Origin of the sequence: Sphingomonas psychrolutea, from assembly GCF_014636175.1 — a bacterium.
Lineage (GTDB): Bacteria > Pseudomonadota > Alphaproteobacteria > Sphingomonadales > Sphingomonadaceae > Sphingomonas > Sphingomonas psychrolutea.
Map to the genome: position 1 here is coordinate 146,383 of NZ_BMDW01000002.1, position 17,680 is coordinate 164,062.

Below are 17,680 nucleotides of genomic sequence, written 5' to 3' on the forward strand. Positions count from 1 at the left end.
GTCCGACCTGCCCTAGCGCAGCTTCATCACGCCGCCGATATCCTTGATGCCTGCAACTGTGCCGCCATCGACCAGAATATCCGTGCCGGTAATATAGCTCGCCGCAGGCGAAGCGAGGAAGGCAACCACCGCCGCGATCTCCTCCGGCCTTCCCTGCCGACCGAGGCAAGTGACGTTGATCATCCGTTGCATTTCGGGGCCAGCGTCATTCTCCAGACGCCCCATCGCGGTGTCGATGATACCGGGAGAGAGCGAGATGATGCGTGCACCCGCTCGCCCAAACGCCGGGGCCATTTTCTGGGCGTATAACTGCACTGCACGCTTGGAAAGCGGATACGCGGTTCGCGAATTCCGCAACGCCAGGCTGCCGAGTAGCGACCTGCGCCCGTCCATCATCTGTCGGACCGCGCGGTCGAACAGCGGATGCGCCATCAATTGCCCCGAATTCGAAGCGATCAGCACTGCCGCGCCTCCCGGTGCCATATGCGGCAACAGGCCTTCGACAAGAGCCGTCGTCGCTGTGTAGTTGATCGCGAACACGCGCCGACCTTCCGCCATCGACGGCGACACCCCTGCCGCATGGGCCAGCGCGCCAATCTTGCGACCCGCCAATGCCGCAACGATCATCGCGGCGTATGCGGGGTCGGTCACGTCTGCCGCCAGTGTGGCAACAGCGACCTGGTCACGCAGCGTCGTGGCAACGACCTCAAGCGGTTCGGCGTGCAAGTCGCACAAAATGAGCGACCGCCCTTCCCGAGCGAAAGCCGTCGCGATGGCCCTGCCCATCCCTCCGGCCGCGCCGGTGACGATAGCGACCTCATCCAACTGTTCGTTCATCATGTCACCTTAGCTCTGCGCTGCGGACGGCGAGGCGGGTTGCCCGAACCTCAATGCAGATTTTTGTGGAAGAAGTTGGCGATCGCCGCGTACGCGTCTTGCGCCTCCGGCAGGTCAGCCTGGTAAATATAGCAGTGTCCGAGGCCGTCTCCGACAATCAAATCCCCCGGCACGCCAGCCTTGATAAGCTGCGAGTGGGTGTAGATCGCCGGACTCATGTCAGGCGCACGTGTGCCGGTGATCACGAGCGTGGGCGGGAATTTGGCGAGTATGTCCAGATGTCCGGCGGGCGACACCAACGGGTCGTTGGAATCGACGCCTTCAAAATACGACATCATCGTCTTCATCAGCGCCGAAGGAGGCGGGTTGGTCCCGGCGGGAGGCGGCGCGGGGAACGAGCCGTCGATATACCCCGACAGATAGGCAGAATCGCCAGTGGCAAACCGCGCCGCACCCGAACCGAAGATGCCGATCGCGCCCGGCACCGGCAAACCATGCGCCGGGAGCCACGCAGCAACCTGGCCCGACAGTGCGCCGCCGGCCGAACACCCGTAGATGCCGATCTGCGACGGCTTATAGCTTTTCAAAAGCTGCCGATAAACGGCAGCGACATCCTCGCTCGCAGCGGGGAATTTGGCTTCCGGCCCCTGCCGATAGTTGACGCTGATTACCTTGTAGCCGCCGACCACGGCAATGGGCAGCGACTCGAGCAGGGCGCAGGCATCTGCACACACCGAAAAGCCACCCCCATGAAGATTGATGAGCACGCGATTGCGGTTGATCTTGCCAACCTTTGGCGTGACGATCCGTGTTGGAACACCTGCAATCATCTGCTGCACGACGTTGGCAGGGTAGCGCGCCTGCATCAGTTTAACCGCTGGACTAAGCACGGCCTCCATTCCCATGCGCATCGTCTTGATGTCGATGTTCGGCGGAATGTCGAAGGGCGGCACACCGGCTCTTGCCTTGAGCGCGTCAACCGCTTGCTTGCTGGAGAAAACCGATGGCGGCAGGTCGAACGCAGGAACGTGAACCGTGCCATCCTGGGAAAATGTGGGGCGCTTGGCGGCGGTGTCCTGCGCCGATGCGGGAATTGCCGCGCCGATGGTGAGCGCTGCGACACAGGACGCCAGCGCGCCATGCCGGATCGTCTTCATGATGTCGCCTCCGCGCTGCCCTGCGTCTCGGCAGGGGCGGCGGCGATACCTGCCGCTGTCATCTTCTCGATCGCCTTCTGGATGGCATCCATGCACGTCTGCAAGGCAGCTGCAGGGTTGAATTCCAAAACCCGGCTCGGCTCGTCGTAGATCAGCACGTGTCCGGACGGGATGAAATATGCCTCCCCTGCTTCGATGACTTCCTCGGGCCAGTCCGACCCGGGATATTGGGCGCGAAGGCGTCCCTCGAACACATATCCATAATGCGGGCAGGGGCAGACGCCGCCGGGCAAACCGCCGAACTTATATTGTTCGGTGCAATCGAGCGGAGCGTGGACGGTCGTCAGGCCGACCTCCATGTCGCCCCACTGTATCGACCGGAATCCTTCATGCCCGATGGCGGGCCAACGGTCGCCACCACTGGGCAGATCTTCAAGCTTGCTATGCGCCATGGCACGTGTCTCCGTAGAAAGGCTGATTATCCAGCAGTGATGCCGCGGTCCGCGTTGATGCAGGCCCCGTGAAACGATTTGCCGCGCGGACCCGCGAGCAGCAGGATCAGGTCGGTCAGATCCTCGGGATCGGACGACCCGCGCAACGGCACGTAGCGCATGAGCAGTGGGAACTCGATGCCTTCGGGCATGACGGATGATGCCGTCATTGCGGTGTTGATGCCGCCCGGTGCGACCGCGTTGATCCGCACCGGCGTATTGATATATTCCATCGCCAACGACTTGGTCAGATTGACGAGGGCCGCCTTGCTCGAGGCGTAATGCGCCAGATAGGCGTGGCCGAGAAATGCCGAAGCCGAAGCGACGTTGACGATGCTGCCCGCGCTCTCGACCAGATGCGGCAGCGCCGCCTGCATGATGAAGAACGGGCCGCGGACATTGACGGCATGAATTTTGTCCCAGCCCGCCGGTGTGATGTCCGGTGCTCGATCAAAGCGGAACGCGCCTGCGACATTGCACAGAACGTCGAGTTGGCCATAAGCCTGCACCGCCTTTCCGGGCAGGGAGATGCAGGCATCGGCATCGCTGATATCGGTGGGAGCGGCCAGCGCTTCGCCGCCATCGGTGCGCACTGCATCCACGGTTTGCGCGAGGCCCGCCGCATCGACGTCCGCCACGACCACCCTCGCCCCTTCCCGCGCAAACGCCAGCGCGGTCGCCCGCCCTAGGCCCGATGCCGCGCCGGTGACGACGACCACTTTGCCCGCAAATTCTCCGTTGGTCGCCGTCATCGCGCGGTAGCCTCTTGTGTGGAGTGGGTCTCGACACCTTCAAGCGTTCCGTCAGCACGCCAGTCACGCAGGATCTGGACGAAATCGAGCAGCGGGCCGAAATAAGGAATCTGGCGAATAGCCGACGGGTCCATGCGCCCTTCGGCATTGAAGTAACCCGGCGTGCACTGCGCGAAAAACATCGCCTGTGCGCCGATCTTGCCGAGCAGCGTGTGAAACCACGCTTCCTGTGCCTCGGCTGTGGGTTCGAATTCCTCGATGCCCTGCTCGATGCACTGCGCGATCAGCCAGCTCGCATGGTTGGCCAGCTCGGTCATCAAATGCGCGAAATTGATCGCAACGCCGCCCTGCAACTGGTCGAAGATCATCAGGTTGGGGAATCCTCGCGCGAGCATCCCGTGCAAGGTGGCCGGCCCCCCAGCCCAGGCATCAGTCATGCTGACGCCACCGCGCCCGTAGATTTCAAACCCCAGCCGACTCTTATATCCCGTGCCGGTTTCAAAGCCCGAACCGTAGATAATGCAGTCGACAGGGTAAGACACGCCGTCCACGACCAGCGCGTCCTCGGTGATGCGCTCCACGCCCTTGCCGCCGGTATCGACGAGCGTGACGTTCGGCCGGTTGAACGCGGGCAGATAGTCGTCGTGGAAGCAAGGCCGCTTGCACATCTGGTTGTACCAGGGCTTGAGCGCTTCGGCGGTTGCCGGATCGGTAACAATGGATTGGATCCGCGCGCGCACCGCTTCCATCGCCGCAAGGTCGATCAATTCCTCTTCCTCAGTCGAGATCTGCAACGCTTTCGGATTGTGGCCGAAAATGCGCGAGAAGCCGTCATCGACCAAGTCGGCTCCCGCCTCCTGACCCGCCACAATCCGCGTAAAATTCTCCATGCGCTCGGTTTGCCAGCCCGGCTGGAGCGATGTCGCCCACGCGGGATCGGTCGGCCGGTTGGCGCGGACCCCGACGGTGGACGGCGTGCGCTGGACGACAAAGAGGTGCTCGGCCATCTCCGCCACGCGCGGCATGGCCTGCACCGATGTCGCGCCGGTCCCGATCAGCGCGACGCGCTTGTCGGCGAGTTTTGCCATCGGCTCGGTCGGACTGCCGCCGGTGTAGTCATAATCCCAGCGGCTAGTGTGAAAGCTCTTGCCCTTGAACGTCTCGACGCCCGGAATTCCGGGCAGCTTGGCCTTGTGCAAGATGCCCCCGGCGATGATCAGGAAACGCGCGCGCAGCTTGTCGCCGCGGTTGGTCGAGACTTCCCAGCGCCCGGCGTCGTCCTGCCAGCGGACTTCCTGCACCAGCGTTTGAAAGAGCGCCTTGTCATAAAGGCCGAACTGCTTGGCAATCCGCTGGCAGTGGGCGAAAATTTCGGGGGCCTTGGCGTATTTCTCGGTCGGGATGTAGCCCGTCTCCTCGAGCATCGGCATATAGATATACGATTCGATATCGCACGCCGCCCCCGGGTAGCGGTTCCAGTACCAGGTGCCGCCGAAATCCCCCGCCTTGTCGATCACGCGTACATCGGTAATGCCGCGCTGCGCCAGTCGCGCAGCTGCCAACAAACCGCCGAGGCCGCCGCCGATGATCGCGACTTCCGTGTCGCATGTGACGGGATCGCGCTGGAAATCCGGATCGGCATAGGGATCGCGGTCGAAATCTTCGAAGAGGCCGGTCAGGTCGCGATACTGATCGGTACCATCGGACCGCAGCCGCTTTTCGCGTTCAGCGCTGTATTTGGCCTTGGTTGCGCAGAGCGACGCACGTGCCGCTTCGGTGTCAGACATGGCCTTCAGATCCTCAGATTCGCCGTTAGTCTACGACTGTGTACTTACTGGACCTATCACTGCCGGTAGACTATGTAAACGGCTATGAACGCCGTCCCCGCTCCGAAATCGCCTCCCAAAGCCCGCGACGCTGCGCGCACGGCCGAGACGATTTTGCGTGCCGCGCAGACGCTGTTTGCGGCGCGGGGTTACACCACGACTGGCGTCCGCGAAGTGGCGGCCGCTGCGGGCGTGAACTCCGCGCTGGTCTGCCGTTACTTCGGATCGAAGGAAGGCCTTTTGCGCGCCGCGGTAGAAGAATTTCTGATCATCGACGTGTTCTTCGACGGTGATCGGGGGGACTTCGGCACCCGCTCGGTCGGGCTCCTGCTCACTGCAGAAACGCTACCCAACCCGGTGGCCATGATGATCCTCGCGACCGCCGATCCGGCGGCGCGCATCCTGTGCGCCGACCTGCTGCACGAGCGGATCATCGTGCCATTGGCCGCGTGGCTCGGTGGGCCGGATGGCTTGGCGCGCGCCGGGCAACTCAATTTGCTGTGGGTCGGATTCATGGTGGCCCGCCAGATTTTACCCACGCGGCCTGTCCATGATTTCGAGACCGCCACCGTCCGCTGGCTGGCCGAGACAACGCAGACGATCGCGGACGGCGCGACGACACCTGAGAACGGCAGTCTACCCCCAGAGAGGATTGCATCATGATGCCGGACGACATAGCAGACCGCATCGCGATCTGCGAACTCAAGGCGCGCTATTGTCGTCTGCTCGACACCAAGCAGTGGGATGCCTGGACCGAAGTATTCACCGAGAATTGCGTTCTCGACACGTCCGAGGCGGGCGGTCCGCCGCCGATCCACGGTCGCGATGCGGCGGTTGCATCCGTGCGGGCCTTTATCGAAGCCGCGCGCACCGTGCATCACGTCCACACGCCGGAAATCGACATCGACGGCGACACGGCGCAGGGCATCTGGGCGATGCAAGATCGGGTCGTGTTCGACGCCGGCCACAGCCTGACCGGCTATGGCCATTATACCGATCGCTATGCAAAGAGCGACGGGACATGGCGGATCGCGGAGAGCAAGCTTACCCGTCTGATACTCGACATTACCGCGCCGGCAGCCACTTGAACGAGGATTCACCGGCGCTCGTCACGGGCGCGAGTGGCTTCGTCGGCAGCCATATCGCGCGGCTTCTGACGGCGCGCGGCCGCAAAGTCCGCGTGTTGCTGCGAAAGACCAGCAGTCAAGCCGCGTTGCGGGGCTTGCCGGTCGAGATCGTGTATGGGGACGTCCTTGATCGGGCATCGATGCGCGCCGCGATGCAGGGGTGCGCGACCGTATTCCACAGCGTCGTCGATCCGCGCTTCTGGCTCACGGATCAGTCGCCGATCTACCGAAACAATGTCGACGGGCTGGTCAACGCCATGGACGCCGCGCTCGCCTGCGGCATCGAGCGCTTCGTCTTCACCAGCACCATGGGTACATTGGGGCTCAACCCCGATGGGCCGGTGACCGAAGACATTCCGTTCAACTGGCTCGACCGCGCACCGCCCTATATCCGCGCGCGCCTCGAAGCCGAAAACCGCTTCTTCGAATACTGCCGCGTTAAGGGGTTACCCGGCGTCGCGCTCTGCGTCGCTAACACTTACGGCCCGCAGGATTATCAGCCGACACCGCACAACGGCCAGCTTTGGCAGATCGCCCAGGGCAAGGCGAAGATCGCCCTCGATGTCGCCCAGCCAACGGTCGATATCCGCGACGTCGCCCAAGCTGCGCTTGCGGCGGAAATCTGCGGCAGGACCGGCGAACGCTACATCATCGCCAACGAATTCATCGGCGCACGCGCGTTCCATGCGCTTGCTATTGCGGGTCGTGGACAGGTGCCACCCGTGTTGATTTCCTATCGCACCGCCTACGCAATCGCGTGGGGAGTCGAGCAAGCGATGAAGCTGCTGCAGCGCAAAGACTATGTGGTCAGCCGCGACGCGGTCTATTTATCCAACGTCTTTGGCGAAATGGACAACGGCAAAGCGCGCCGCGAACTCGGCTGGCAGCCGCGACCGGTCAGCGAAACCGTCCGCGATGCGGTGAACTGGTTTGCGGCGCGCGAGCGCGAAGCACGCTAGTCTGACCTGGCCGTGGCGAGCGGCACCGGCGAGCTCGGTAAGCTCACCAGAATGGTCGGCATGACCGGTTCCACCGCAGCGGAGCAAGGCTTACCGCACTTCAAAACGAGCGGCTGTCCGGCAAACCTCAGTACCACGCAGCCCGATCGAGATACTCGTCGAGCCGGATCATAAGCCCGTCGCGCACCTCAACGACGAGGCACACCGGCCAGTTCATCCACTTCCCTTCCTTGGTAAGCATTTGCCAGACGTGTTGCTGGACAAAGCCGGTGGGGGTTGGCTGGCGGCGCACGTCGGATAGGCGGCGTTCGGGGAATTGCGCGCACATTGCGGTCCAGCTTTCGGCTGCCGCGTCGCGCGTCATCGTGATTCGGTCAAACCCGTGCCAGATTACCGCATCCGGCGTGTAGCAATCACGCGCCGCCTCCACGTCCCCGCTAACCAGTCCGGTATACATGCGGTCGATGATGTTGGTGTCGGTCATGCGATTGTCTCCGAAGCGACGAAGGCGAGGAAGCGGTCGGTCAGGATGTCCAGCATCAGCGGGTCGTTGGCGACGCCTGAATCGAGCGCGGCGTGGTTACTTTGATCGAGAATTTCATAGACCAGCAACCACGCCTCGAGCCAGCGGCGGCGGTCGCCGGGTGCTGCGGAATTCAGCGCAAAGGCGGGTATCGCGTCGCCGAGGGTCGTAATCCACGCGTCGATCTGGGCATGCGCCTGCCGCGTGAAGTCGGGTTCGACCGCGGCGGCTTCGACGAAGACACGCAGCAGCATCCGATTGGCGTGATCGACCGCGAACAGCCGTTCGAGCCACCCGTGCACCGCGCCGCGCGACCACCAGTCGACCTCGCAGACGTGCAGCAAGTCCGGCCCCGCCTCGACCACATTGCGGTCGAACAAGGCGGTCGCGAGGTCGGCTTTACCGCGGAAATGCCGGTAGAACGTCATCCGGCTGACCCCGGCGGCACTCGCAATGTCCTCCACCGACACCGGCGAATAGCCCGACCGCCCAAATTGCTCGACAGCAGCCGCGAGCAATTGCTCGCGGCTGTTGGCCTTGCGCTTACGCTGGAATGCCGCCAGCCCCGTGACCTGTGGATCTTGCGACATTTCCGGCATCATTATTCCGCTGCGATGGCAAGCGCCTCGACAGCTGCAACCGGCCCGATGAACTGGCCGGGATAACGCCCGGTGAACTCGCCCCGGTCGAACGTCGGTTCGCCGTTAACGAGGGTCAGCCGCATCGGTGCCGGATCCCGCGTGTAGCGATAGGTGCGCCCACCAGTGCCGTCCCACACATCCCAGGTCTTGATCTCGGGCCGCATCTCGATCTCGCTTAGGTCGAACACGGTGATGTCGGCAGCTTTCCCGACTTCGATGATGCCACGGTCGCGCAGGCCAAAGAAGTCAGCGAGCCGCCCGGTCAGCATGTGCACGCCCTGCTCGATCGAAATGATCTTGCGGTCACGGACATAGTCGGTGAGCAGGAAGACATTGTAGCCCGCGCCGCAGAACAACTTGCCGTGCGCGCCCGCGTCGCTGACATTGGCGAGCGAATGGGTGTCCTCGAGCAGCTTGTTGAGGATCGACTCGCTCTTTTCCCAAGATTTTTTGAGAATGACCGATTCCTGCCCGTTGTTGAGCACCCAGTCGGCCAGCGCATCCGACGCATGGGCAGTGCCGGTTTCCGCCATGACATCGGCCAGCGTGACCCCGATGGGCCCATAGCCCGATTCGCTTTCGCGCAGGAACAGTGCGGAGGGCACATGCAGATAGCTGTGCGCGAACTGATTGTTCCACGACTCACGGGCGCGATCGCGCCACACGGAATCGTTGAGCATCGCGACCTTCGCGTCCCATCCGGGGGTGTTGACGAGCTCCTGCCAAACGGGATTGCCGTTCTGGCCAAACACCAATGTCCGCCCGAAATTGATCACCGAGGTCGGGGAGAGGACGTTGAAGCTCGTGTAAATCTCCAACCCTTCCGCTTTGAACTGGGCGTGCAATTCTTCCGCACGCGCCAATTGCGGGGCCATATATTCGAGCGTCGGCATCCCTGCCCACTGCATCCTGATGCCCGCGTCCTTGGCAAGACGTCCGAAGCGCTCGAGCATGTCGTTGGCCGACATCCGCATGAAATAATCGAGAATGATCTGGAACGTCGTGCCGGGATACCGCGCGATCACACCGAGCAGCGCGGCAAATTCGGCATCGTCCGCAAGCTGAGACGGCAGCGGCCGTTCGAACTTGTCATAATCGAGATAGTTCGACGACAGCCCCATCGCGCCCGCCGCGAGCGCATCGTCGAGCAAGTCGCACATTTGCGCTATCTCGTCGGGCGTTGCCGCTCGCGTCCAAGCGTCCTGCCCCATTACCGAAAGGCGGAGCGGGATGTGACCGCAGAACGCACAGAAATTCATCGGAACGCGGACGTTGCGCTCCATCGACGCCTTGTATTCGCTCCACTTGGTCCAGTCCCACGGCACGATTTCCCGCATCGGTTCTTCAGGGATGTCCTCGAAGTAATTGAAGATGTCGATGACGTCCTGCTTGCCCTCGACGGTCTGCGGCGCAGGGGCCATCGAGAAGCCGCAATTGCCGTTGATCGATGTGGTCGCGCCGTAGCCGGGCAGCGGATCGAGGTTGGGCGACCACCAGACGCCTCCGTCCCAGTGATTGTGTGTCTCGATCAAGCCGGGCGTGACGTAGCAGCCAGTGGCATCGACGGTGCGCTCACCTTTGGATGCGACCAGCCCCTTGCCGATCTCGACGATCTTGCCGCGCGCGACGCGTACGTCGGCAGGATAGGCAGGTGCTCCCGTGCCATCGACGACGGTGCCGCCCTTGATCAAAATCCGGATTTCCATCGCCGTCATCCTCTTCCGCCGCGCGAGTCTCGCTCGCTACTGTTACGTCGTGTAACATTAGCTGATCGAGGTGTAAAGTTGGGGTGCAGTCAGACCGTGCCCACCCCTGTTACCGGCGATCCAACCGCGCCGGGCAAACGCAGCGGCGGCGCGGTGAACAGGAAGCGCGAGCGGCCGTGCGCGCGAAGCCAGTCGGCGAGATCGGACAGCAGAAACAGCTCGCCCAGCGGGATGCCGAGCTTGAACAGGCAGAGATGGTGCAGCGGGATGTGCGTGCCGTGGCCGTCGGGGACGCTGGTCGGCGGCAGGATCTCGACAGCTTCATTGTCCGAAACGAGCGCGGCGACACCCGAGTTGTCGATCCAGCGGCGGAGGTTTTCGTCGGCGCCGTCGAGCCCGGCGCAGCGCTGCTGATCGAACGCGACGTGAGGATCATCATAGCGCGCGAGCAAGGCGCGATCGAAACCGGTACGGAAGCAGAGCACATCACCGGTTTCCACCTCGATCCCGTCTGCCGCGAGGATCGTCATCAGCCGGTCATAACCAACCGCAACCCGCTCGAGCCCGACATGGGCGAACAGGTCAATCATCACGCCGCGCCCCTGCAGCCCGGTTTCAGCCATGGTTTCGATGCCCAGTGCGCGCGCACCATAAGGACCCGATCGCGCTTCATCCCCGCGCAGATAATCGACCGGCCCCACAACATGCTCGTTGGCGCGGTACCCGTTATAATAGGTCGCCGCGCACGTGCCGTCGCCGTGCCCGTCGTGCAGCGCGCCGATGTGGCACAGGCTGTCCCATTGCGTCGAAAACTGAAGCGAAAGCAGTGCCTTGTCGTCGCACACGACATCGTCCTGCCCTGGCGTAACGCGCGCCATCGGATAGTTCAGCGTCGGGTCCTCGCCGCGCAGGAAGTGACCGAGTTCAGGCGGCTTGCGGCGCGGATGAAGTTCGACGTGGCGCGGGCAATCAAGCGGTAACGACAGGCAAAAGGCGATCCCCTCGCGCACCTCGGCAGCAGCAGCCTTGCGCCGCTCGGGGGTGATCAGGTTGAGGCGACCGACCTGGTCATCGGGTCCGAAATCACCCCAGTTCGATCCTTCAGGTCTGACGCTCCAACGCTCAGTCGGCGATGCGCTCACAAGCTCACTCCACTCCTGCCTTAGACGAACGTCACGCCGGGATATTCCCCGAGGATGATGCTCTCCATATCGCCATACCCCGCATTCGCACCCTCGCGGATGCGGACCGGGCGGTCGCGAATTTGCCAGCGGTAGTTTTCCGTCGTTTTGTCGGGGTGGTTAACATCATCGATGCAGTCGCCGTCGAGGAAGTCCTCGCCCTTAAAACTGCCATGGAGTTGCCCTTTCCATGCGCCGTACATGCCGGGCAACAAGCGGAAGCCCATCTCGCTGTCGATCGCCTCGATCTCGAAAATGCGCTCGACAATCTCGCGGCCCTTGCCCGCGACGAACACGTGGATGCGCCCGTGCATGGCCGCTTTGTCTTCTTTGCGGTACGTCATTTCGGGAAAGAGGTGCAGAATCGGGGTCTGCTGCCCGTCGCTTTCGTTGATAAAGCCGCTTAGGAATTGCGGCGGGCCCTCGCCGCCGAAATCGCGAAAATAATAAGCCAGTTCGTAGCGGCTGCCGTCGGGGCGCGCGATTTGCGAGACCAGCCAGTTGAAATGGTAATTGCCACCCGCCTTGCTTGCCGAAGTCGGTACGAGATTGCCAGGGACGAGGTCCGCCGGATCGAGGCCGACATGTTCGCGGATGCCCCAGCTGTGGTCGCGGAACCCGTACCACTCGTCTGGGTTCACTATGATACGTTCGCCGTCGATCTCGATCCACCCTTCGACCGTGCCGCCCTGATGATAGCGGATCACATCGGACGCTGTGCGGCCACCCGCGAGCACAACATCGCGGTTCTCGAAAAAGGCGGGCAGGTCGGACGTGAAAACCAGGTCGTAGCGGAACGGTTGCGCGCTGTTTTGATCGACCGCGATCCGCAGTTTGCGGAACGGCTCGATGACTTCAAAACGCAGCGGCCCCACCGCCATCTCGTCGATCAGCGGCAAGAGGACACGGCTCGCGCGGACGGTGCGCTGCGTCGTGCCCTGCTGGATGCCGGCAAAGCCATCCATAATGTTGCGGTTGGTATATTTGCCGAGGCCGAAATTGGCCTGCAGCGACGCGTCCCTGCGCATCAGCGTGAACCAGATCTTCTCGGTCCAGCTGCGGTCGCCGGTCCCCACAGAGGCATGGGTGTTGACGATCTGGTGGTTGAAGAATTCGTCGGCACCGATCAGTGCCGAAATCGTGGGAACCATGATGGAAGTCTCCTTGGCCGGTCGGCTCAGAGTTGCGCGAGAAGCGTTTCGATCAGCACGAGATTGCGGTCGAGCGGCACTTTCCACTGAAGGAAGCGCGCGTCGGTGCTTTTGCCGCTGGTATAGAGGTAGTGGCCATAGCCGATGATCGCGGCCATCTTCATCGCTGCAGCGATTTCGTACCACGCGACCCCGGCGGTCGGGCGCCCGGTCTGCGCTGCCCAATTGGCGATGATCCGGTCGCGGTCCCACATGCCGGGAAAGCCGCAAGCGCGGTTGGCCGGGTGACTGTCCGAGGCGAAGAAGAACAAGATATAGCCGAGATCTGACAGCGGCTCGCCATTATAGGCCAGCTCCCAGTCGAGCACTGCCGTCAGCGCGCCCGCGTCCCACATCAGATTAGCCAGTTTGGGGTCGCCATGGACGACGGCAACGGGTCCCGACCGCGGCGCGGGGATGGCAAGCAGCCGGTCGATCTGCGCGACCAGCGAGTCGCATTGCGCCGCCCGCGCCATATCCTGCCAGCGACGCGCCTGATCCTCCGGGCTGATCGCGGCCCCGAGAATGTCGAGCGGTGCGCTGTGGGCCAGGCCACAAAAGATGTTCATCCATGTTTCGCACATCGCCCCGCGCGCTTCGGGCGGGGCATCTGTGAAACTGGCTTGCGGCTGATAATCGTTCACCTCCTCGCCAGCGACCCGGGCCATCACGAAGAAGGGATCATCGAGGACAGCGGGATCATCCCCGGTGTAGAGAATGGCGGGGACCGGAAGCCCCAGCGCGGCCACCGCCTGATAAATTCGCGCCTGCGCGATGACGTCATGGCTGCCAGGCATCAACGCTTCGGCCGACGCCGGAAGACGCAGAATTTGGTTCAGGCCTTCGATCAGGTAGGTCTCGTTCGAATGGCCGGTCGAAAACGCCCGAATGCCGGTAATCCCGCCGCCGTCGGGCAGGACGCGCGCCAGCCCATCCCGAATCAGATCCAAATCACGCATGTCCATCCTCTCACGATTGAACATCGTGCATTGCATTAGCAGGTGCAAGCGACAATGATTGCGGCATGACGCAAGCGACATGTACTTTTGATGCCAACAATTATCTGGGCGAGTCGCCGGTCTGGTCGGTCGATGCGCAAGCCTTGTGGTGGGTCAATTGCGAGCAGCCTGCTGAAATCCTCCGCTGGGTGCCGTCGACGCAGGTGCTCAGCCGCTGGCCGATGCCGCAGCGAATCGGTGGTCTGGTGACCAGGGAAGGTGGGGGCTTGCTTGTCGCGCTTGCCGACGGTGTCTATGAATTCGACGCCATCAGCGGCGCGGTGACGTTGCGCGCCGCTTCGCCGCTTCCCGCGCATGTGACGCTACACGAATGCCAATGCGACCGGCAGGGCCGGTTCTGGGTGGGTTCGTTCGATCATCGTTTTCCGGCAGACCGCAGCGCTGCGGGCGGCGCATTTTTCCGGCTGGACAACGGGGTTCTCACGCCGGTTATCGCGGGTATTGCGGTCGCCAACGGCCTCGCTTTCAGCGCCGACGGTCGCACGATGTTTGCCGCCAGCACACCGCAACGCACCGTCAAAGCGTTCGATATCGATCCGAGATCGGGGGCGTTGTCGAACGAGCGTATCTTCCTGTCGCTGCCCCCGGGGGACGGCCATATCGACGGTGCCACGGTCGATGCCGAAGGTGGTTACTGGCTGGCAGTCGTCGCCAAGGGCGTCATCCGCCGTTACTTGCCCAACGGCGCACTCGACCGAGAAATTGCCCTGCCCTGCGCCAACCCAACCAAGCCGGCATTCGGAGGTCGCGGCATGGAGACGTTATTCGTCACCTCGACCCAGATGCGGATCGCCCTCGATGGGCCGGGATCGGCCGCGAATGGCGGGCTGTTTTCGCTCAATCCCGAGGTCACGGGCGTTGCCGAAACCCATTTCGTCGGATGAAACCGCTATCGTATGCAACATTTTCCGCGAGCGACGTACGAATTAATGCTATTCACCTGTTGCATTTCTTTTTAACAGCCGGATAAGAATGGCCATGAACCTAACGGAGAAAATGAGAATGCCTGGCGCGCGATCGAAGAGCCGGGAGGGCTGCAATGTATCTTGCGCCTGACGGAGACGAGCTCGGGATCGCGCAGGCAGCGGCAGAATTTCTTGCTGAAGCCATGTCGATCGAGCGGCTGCATCGCGCAGCTTGCGCGGACATGAGTGCGGATCTGCGCCACGCGCTGGGGGGTATGGGCTGGTTTGCGCTGGCGCTGCCCGAGGACGCCGGCGGCAGCGGACTCTCAGCTGTCGAGCACGCACTGTTCTTTCGCGAAGTCGGGCGCCAGTGCGGGCCGGTCGATGTTCTCGCGCAATGCCTTGCTGCAACAATCGTCGAGGACGTCACCCTTCGCAGTGCGATTGCCAATGGCGACGCGGGGGTAGCGCTGGCGGTCGAGGACGGAACTCGCCTGCGGATCTTCGGCTCGGAAAATGCTGCGTTTATGCTGCAACTCGGGCGGGACCGCTCGGACCTGTATCCGCTGGAAAACACCGCGAGCGAACCCCGCGCATCGCTCGATCCGGCAACCTCGATCCGCCTCTTGGACAGGGTTCCGACCGCCGTCGCGTCCGACACTGGCGACTGCGCCTGGAGGCTTGGTCAGCTCGGAACGGCGGCGATGCTGGTGGGTATTGCCGAGGCATCGCTCGACCAGATCGTCGACTATGCCAAGGTGCGCGAGACATTCGGCAAGAAAATCGGGTCATGGCAGGCCGTGCGCCATCCGTGCGCGGACATGGCCGTGCGGCTCGAAGCGGCACGCGCGCAGCTGTGGTTTGCGGCAACCGCGATGAAGGAAGGACGTGGCGACGCCGGCGTCCACCTCGACGCCGCCAAGTATCTCGCCAACCAGGCAGCCCTCGCCAATGCCGACACCAATATCCAGCTGCACGGCGGCATCGGTGTGACCGACGAGCATCACGCGCATTTGTATTTGAAACATGCGCTCGTCCTCGCCCGTCTGTTCGGCGGGCGCCGCGAAGTGCTCGGGCGTTTGCTCCATGCCGAGGTAGAAGACTGACATGGACCTGCAATATTCCGACAGCGACCGCGACTTCCGCCAGAAGGCGCGGACGTGGCTCGCCGCCAATGTGCCGACGACGCGTCGCCCCGCCAACGGCCACACCTCGGCGCAATACGACCGCGACTGGCAGCGCAAACTCTATGAGCATGGCTGGGCCGGCGTCGCCTGGCCCAAGGAATTCGGTGGGCTGGGCCTGACCGGGCTGCAGCAGGTCCTCTGGTATGAGGAAATGGCCCGCGCGCGTGCGCCGCATTATATCAACACGACCTATGTCGCGCTGATGCACGCCGGACCGACGCTTATCATGCGCGGCACCGAAGCGCAGAAGGCGTTTCACTTACCCAAGATCCTGTCCGGCGACGCGCTGTGGTGCCAGGGATTTTCTGAACCGAATGCCGGGTCCGACCTCGCCTCGCTGAAAGCGCGTGGTACGATCGATGGCGATGACATTGTGGTGTCAGGGGCCAAGATGTGGACCACCGACGCGCAGCACGCCGATTACCAGGAGCTGCTCGTCCGCACCGATCCCGACTCGCAGCGCCACAAGGGGTTGACCTGGATTATCTGCGACATGAAATCGCCCGGGATCGACATCAAGCCGATCCGCACCATGCTCAACGACGAGCACATCAACATGGTCTTTTACGACGATGTGCGGATTCCCAAGTCGAACGTCGTAGGAGAAATCAATGGCGGCTGGGCCTCGGCGCTGGCGACCTTGTCGTTGGAACGGGGACTGGGGTTCATCGGCGATCAGCTCGAACTTTACGAGCGCGTCGGTCGCGCGACCGATATGGCAGGCAAGCTCCGTCTCGAGGACGGCACGTTGGCGATCGATGACAGCAGCATTCGGCAGAAACTTGCCGCCCTCAAGGCCGATGCGCTGGCGATCCGCGCGATGACGCTCGCCGACATCGCCGAGACCGACCGGACCGGCCAGCCGGGGCCGAAAGGCTCGATGATGAAACTGCTCGTGACATCCGCGCACAAGGCGCTGAGCGAGCTGGTCGGCGATATGATGGGGTGGGATTTCCTTGAGTTCGACGGCGACCGCACTTCGCATCCCTGGACCTATGACTATCTGTGGAGCTGGGTCTTTTCAATTTCGGGCGGCACCAACGAAATCCAGCGCGAGAACATCGCCGATCGCGTGCTGCACTTGCCACGGGCACGCTAGGCATGACGTGCTTTCGAATCGGAATTGCCGGCGCGAATGCCGAACGCGGCTGGGCACGCGACGCCCATTTGCGCGCGATCCGCGCAATTCCCGATCTGGCGATCCAGGCGGTTTCGGCGCGGACGCAGGCGATTGCCAATGGTGCCGCAGCCCTTTTCGGCGCGACGAGTGCCTACGATGATTCCATTGCTCTGACGCGTGACCCGCACGTCGATATCGTCGCGGTCACGGTCAAAGTGCCCGAGCATCGCGCGATCGTGCTTGCCGCAATCGCCGCGGGCAAGCATGTCTATTGCGAATGGCCGCTGGGTCGCGACCTCGCCGAGGCGCAGGAGATGGCCGATGCGGCGCGTGCCGCCGGTGTCCATGTCGCTATCGGGCTGCAGGGTGGCAATGCATGGGCGGTGCGTCATGCGGCAACGCTGGTTGAAGCGGGCGTAATCGGGCGGCCATTGTCGCTGCGCGTGGTGTCCCCGACCGCCGGTTGGGGGGCCGAATCTCCGGCCAACTATGCCTATCTTCAGGACAAGACGAATGGCGCGACCTTGTCGACGATTGCAGGCGGCCACACGCTGGCGGCGATCGAGGCGGTTGTCGGCAGCTATGCCAAAGTCGGCGCACGCGCGAGCATCCTCACCGACACGATGACGATCATGGGTACCCAAGACAGCGTGGCACGCTCCTGCGCCGATCATCTGCTCGTCTTCGGCAAACACGACAGCGGTTGTGTGTCCTCGATGGAAATCGTCGGCGGCGTGACCGATGTGCCGTTCCAGTTCGAGCTGCGCGGCGACACGGGCAGCTTGAAGATTACCGGCGATCATCCCGGCGGTTACCAAGTCGCCGAGCTGACCGTGACGACGTCGCGCCCCGCCGCGCCACAGCCCGCCCCCGTCATTTTCGACGTGCGCGCGCCATCGACCAATGTTGCCGAACTCTGGGCGCGGTTCGCAAACGATATACGGACGGGCACGCGGACCGCGCCCGATTTCGACCGGGCCGTACGACTTACCCGCCTTCTTGATGCCATCGATGTGTCGTCTGATCAGGGCCGGGTCATCGCGCTGGAGACTGTCTGAC

General features: G+C 63.0%; 18 protein-coding genes. 7 read left to right on the top strand and 11 right to left on the bottom strand.

All coding sequences use genetic code 11. The annotated features are described in order from the left end of the window. Positions 1–12: 12 nt before the first annotated feature. From IEV62_RS02185 to IEV62_RS02205, 5 genes are read right to left on the bottom strand one after another with little or no spacing between them, the layout of a single operon-like run. Positions 13–837, bottom strand: coding sequence for an SDR family oxidoreductase (locus tag IEV62_RS02185; RefSeq protein ID WP_188445144.1), 825 nt, complete (start codon positions 835–837; stop codon positions 13–15). Positions 838–887: 50 nt separating this feature from the next. After that, positions 888–1,994: an alpha/beta hydrolase fold domain-containing protein gene (locus IEV62_RS02190; protein ID WP_188445145.1), complete on the bottom strand. Its 1,107-nt coding sequence runs from the start codon at positions 1,992–1,994 to the stop codon at positions 888–890. Continuing rightward, positions 1,991–2,446, bottom strand: coding sequence for a cupin domain-containing protein (locus tag IEV62_RS02195; RefSeq protein ID WP_188445146.1), 456 nt, complete (start codon positions 2,444–2,446; stop codon positions 1,991–1,993). The genes IEV62_RS02190 and IEV62_RS02195 overlap by 4 nt, the downstream gene beginning before the upstream one ends. Before the next feature lie 26 nt (positions 2,447–2,472). Further along, positions 2,473–3,237: an SDR family NAD(P)-dependent oxidoreductase gene (locus IEV62_RS02200; protein WP_188445147.1), complete on the bottom strand. Its 765-nt coding sequence runs from the start codon at positions 3,235–3,237 to the stop codon at positions 2,473–2,475. Next, entirely contained in the window at positions 3,234–5,024 is a 1,791-nt protein-coding gene (locus tag IEV62_RS02205; protein WP_188445149.1) for a flavin-containing monooxygenase, read from the bottom strand. The genes IEV62_RS02200 and IEV62_RS02205 overlap by 4 nt, the downstream gene beginning before the upstream one ends. A gap of 84 nt (positions 5,025–5,108) precedes the next feature. Here IEV62_RS02205 and IEV62_RS02210 point away from each other — a divergent pair, with 84 nt between their 5' ends. The 3 genes from IEV62_RS02210 to IEV62_RS02220 are packed head-to-tail and all read left to right on the top strand — an operon-like array spanning position 5,109 to position 7,149. Next, positions 5,109–5,726 (top strand): TetR/AcrR family transcriptional regulator, encoded by a 618-nt coding sequence (locus tag IEV62_RS02210; RefSeq protein WP_188445151.1) that lies wholly within the window; start codon positions 5,109–5,111, stop codon positions 5,724–5,726. Continuing rightward, the gene (locus tag IEV62_RS02215) at positions 5,723–6,151 is read left to right on the top strand and encodes a nuclear transport factor 2 family protein (protein WP_188445153.1); all 429 of its coding nucleotides are present in this window, start codon (positions 5,723–5,725) and stop codon (positions 6,149–6,151) included. Before IEV62_RS02210 ends, IEV62_RS02215 begins: the two co-directional genes overlap by 4 nt. Beyond that, positions 6,148–7,149 (top strand): NAD-dependent epimerase/dehydratase family protein, encoded by a 1,002-nt coding sequence (locus tag IEV62_RS02220; protein WP_229732766.1) that lies wholly within the window; start codon positions 6,148–6,150, stop codon positions 7,147–7,149. The genes IEV62_RS02215 and IEV62_RS02220 overlap by 4 nt, the downstream gene beginning before the upstream one ends. Before the next feature lie 127 nt (positions 7,150–7,276). Here IEV62_RS02220 and IEV62_RS02225 read toward each other — a convergent pair whose 3' ends face one another. The 6 genes from IEV62_RS02225 to IEV62_RS02250 all read right to left on the bottom strand — a co-directional run bounded on the left by IEV62_RS02225 (position 7,277) and on the right by IEV62_RS02250 (position 13,349). Beyond that, the gene (locus tag IEV62_RS02225) at positions 7,277–7,633 is read right to left on the bottom strand and encodes a nuclear transport factor 2 family protein (protein WP_188445157.1); all 357 of its coding nucleotides are present in this window, start codon (positions 7,631–7,633) and stop codon (positions 7,277–7,279) included. Then, positions 7,630–8,262 carry a TetR/AcrR family transcriptional regulator gene (locus IEV62_RS02230; RefSeq protein WP_188445159.1) on the bottom strand — a complete coding sequence of 211 codons (633 nt, stop codon included), beginning with the start codon at positions 8,260–8,262 and terminating at the stop codon, positions 7,630–7,632. Before IEV62_RS02230 ends, IEV62_RS02225 begins: the two co-directional genes overlap by 4 nt. Before the next feature lie 11 nt (positions 8,263–8,273). Beyond that, entirely contained in the window at positions 8,274–10,019 is a 1,746-nt protein-coding gene (locus tag IEV62_RS02235; RefSeq protein WP_308510435.1) for an N-acyl-D-amino-acid deacylase family protein, read from the bottom strand. An 89-nt stretch (positions 10,020–10,108) separates the two neighbouring features. Next, positions 10,109–11,161, bottom strand: coding sequence for a cyclase family protein (locus tag IEV62_RS02240; RefSeq protein ID WP_188445163.1), 1,053 nt, complete (start codon positions 11,159–11,161; stop codon positions 10,109–10,111). Positions 11,162–11,181: 20 nt separating this feature from the next. Continuing rightward, entirely contained in the window at positions 11,182–12,351 is a 1,170-nt protein-coding gene (locus IEV62_RS02245) for an Rv3169 family protein (protein ID WP_188445165.1), read from the bottom strand. Positions 12,352–12,377: 26 nt separating this feature from the next. Further along, positions 12,378–13,349 (bottom strand): phosphotransferase family protein, encoded by a 972-nt coding sequence (locus tag IEV62_RS02250; protein WP_188445166.1) that lies wholly within the window; start codon positions 13,347–13,349, stop codon positions 12,378–12,380. Positions 13,350–13,414: 65 nt separating this feature from the next. Between IEV62_RS02250 and IEV62_RS02255 the strand changes: the two genes are divergently transcribed. From IEV62_RS02255 to IEV62_RS02270, 4 genes are all read left to right on the top strand, one after another. Then, positions 13,415–14,293: an SMP-30/gluconolactonase/LRE family protein gene (locus tag IEV62_RS02255; RefSeq protein ID WP_188445168.1), complete on the top strand. Its 879-nt coding sequence runs from the start codon at positions 13,415–13,417 to the stop codon at positions 14,291–14,293. 155 nt (positions 14,294–14,448) lie between these two features. Continuing rightward, positions 14,449–15,420, top strand: a complete 972-nt coding sequence (locus IEV62_RS02260; RefSeq protein ID WP_268234221.1) for an acyl-CoA dehydrogenase family protein — start codon at positions 14,449–14,451, stop codon at positions 15,418–15,420. A 1-nt stretch (position 15,421) separates the two neighbouring features. Beyond that, positions 15,422–16,600 (top strand): acyl-CoA dehydrogenase family protein, encoded by a 1,179-nt coding sequence (locus IEV62_RS02265; protein WP_188445172.1) that lies wholly within the window; start codon positions 15,422–15,424, stop codon positions 16,598–16,600. A gap of 2 nt (positions 16,601–16,602) precedes the next feature. Continuing rightward, positions 16,603–17,679 carry a Gfo/Idh/MocA family protein gene (locus IEV62_RS02270; protein ID WP_188445174.1) on the top strand — a complete coding sequence of 359 codons (1,077 nt, stop codon included), beginning with the start codon at positions 16,603–16,605 and terminating at the stop codon, positions 17,677–17,679. The last annotated feature ends 1 nt before the right edge of the window (position 17,680 follow it).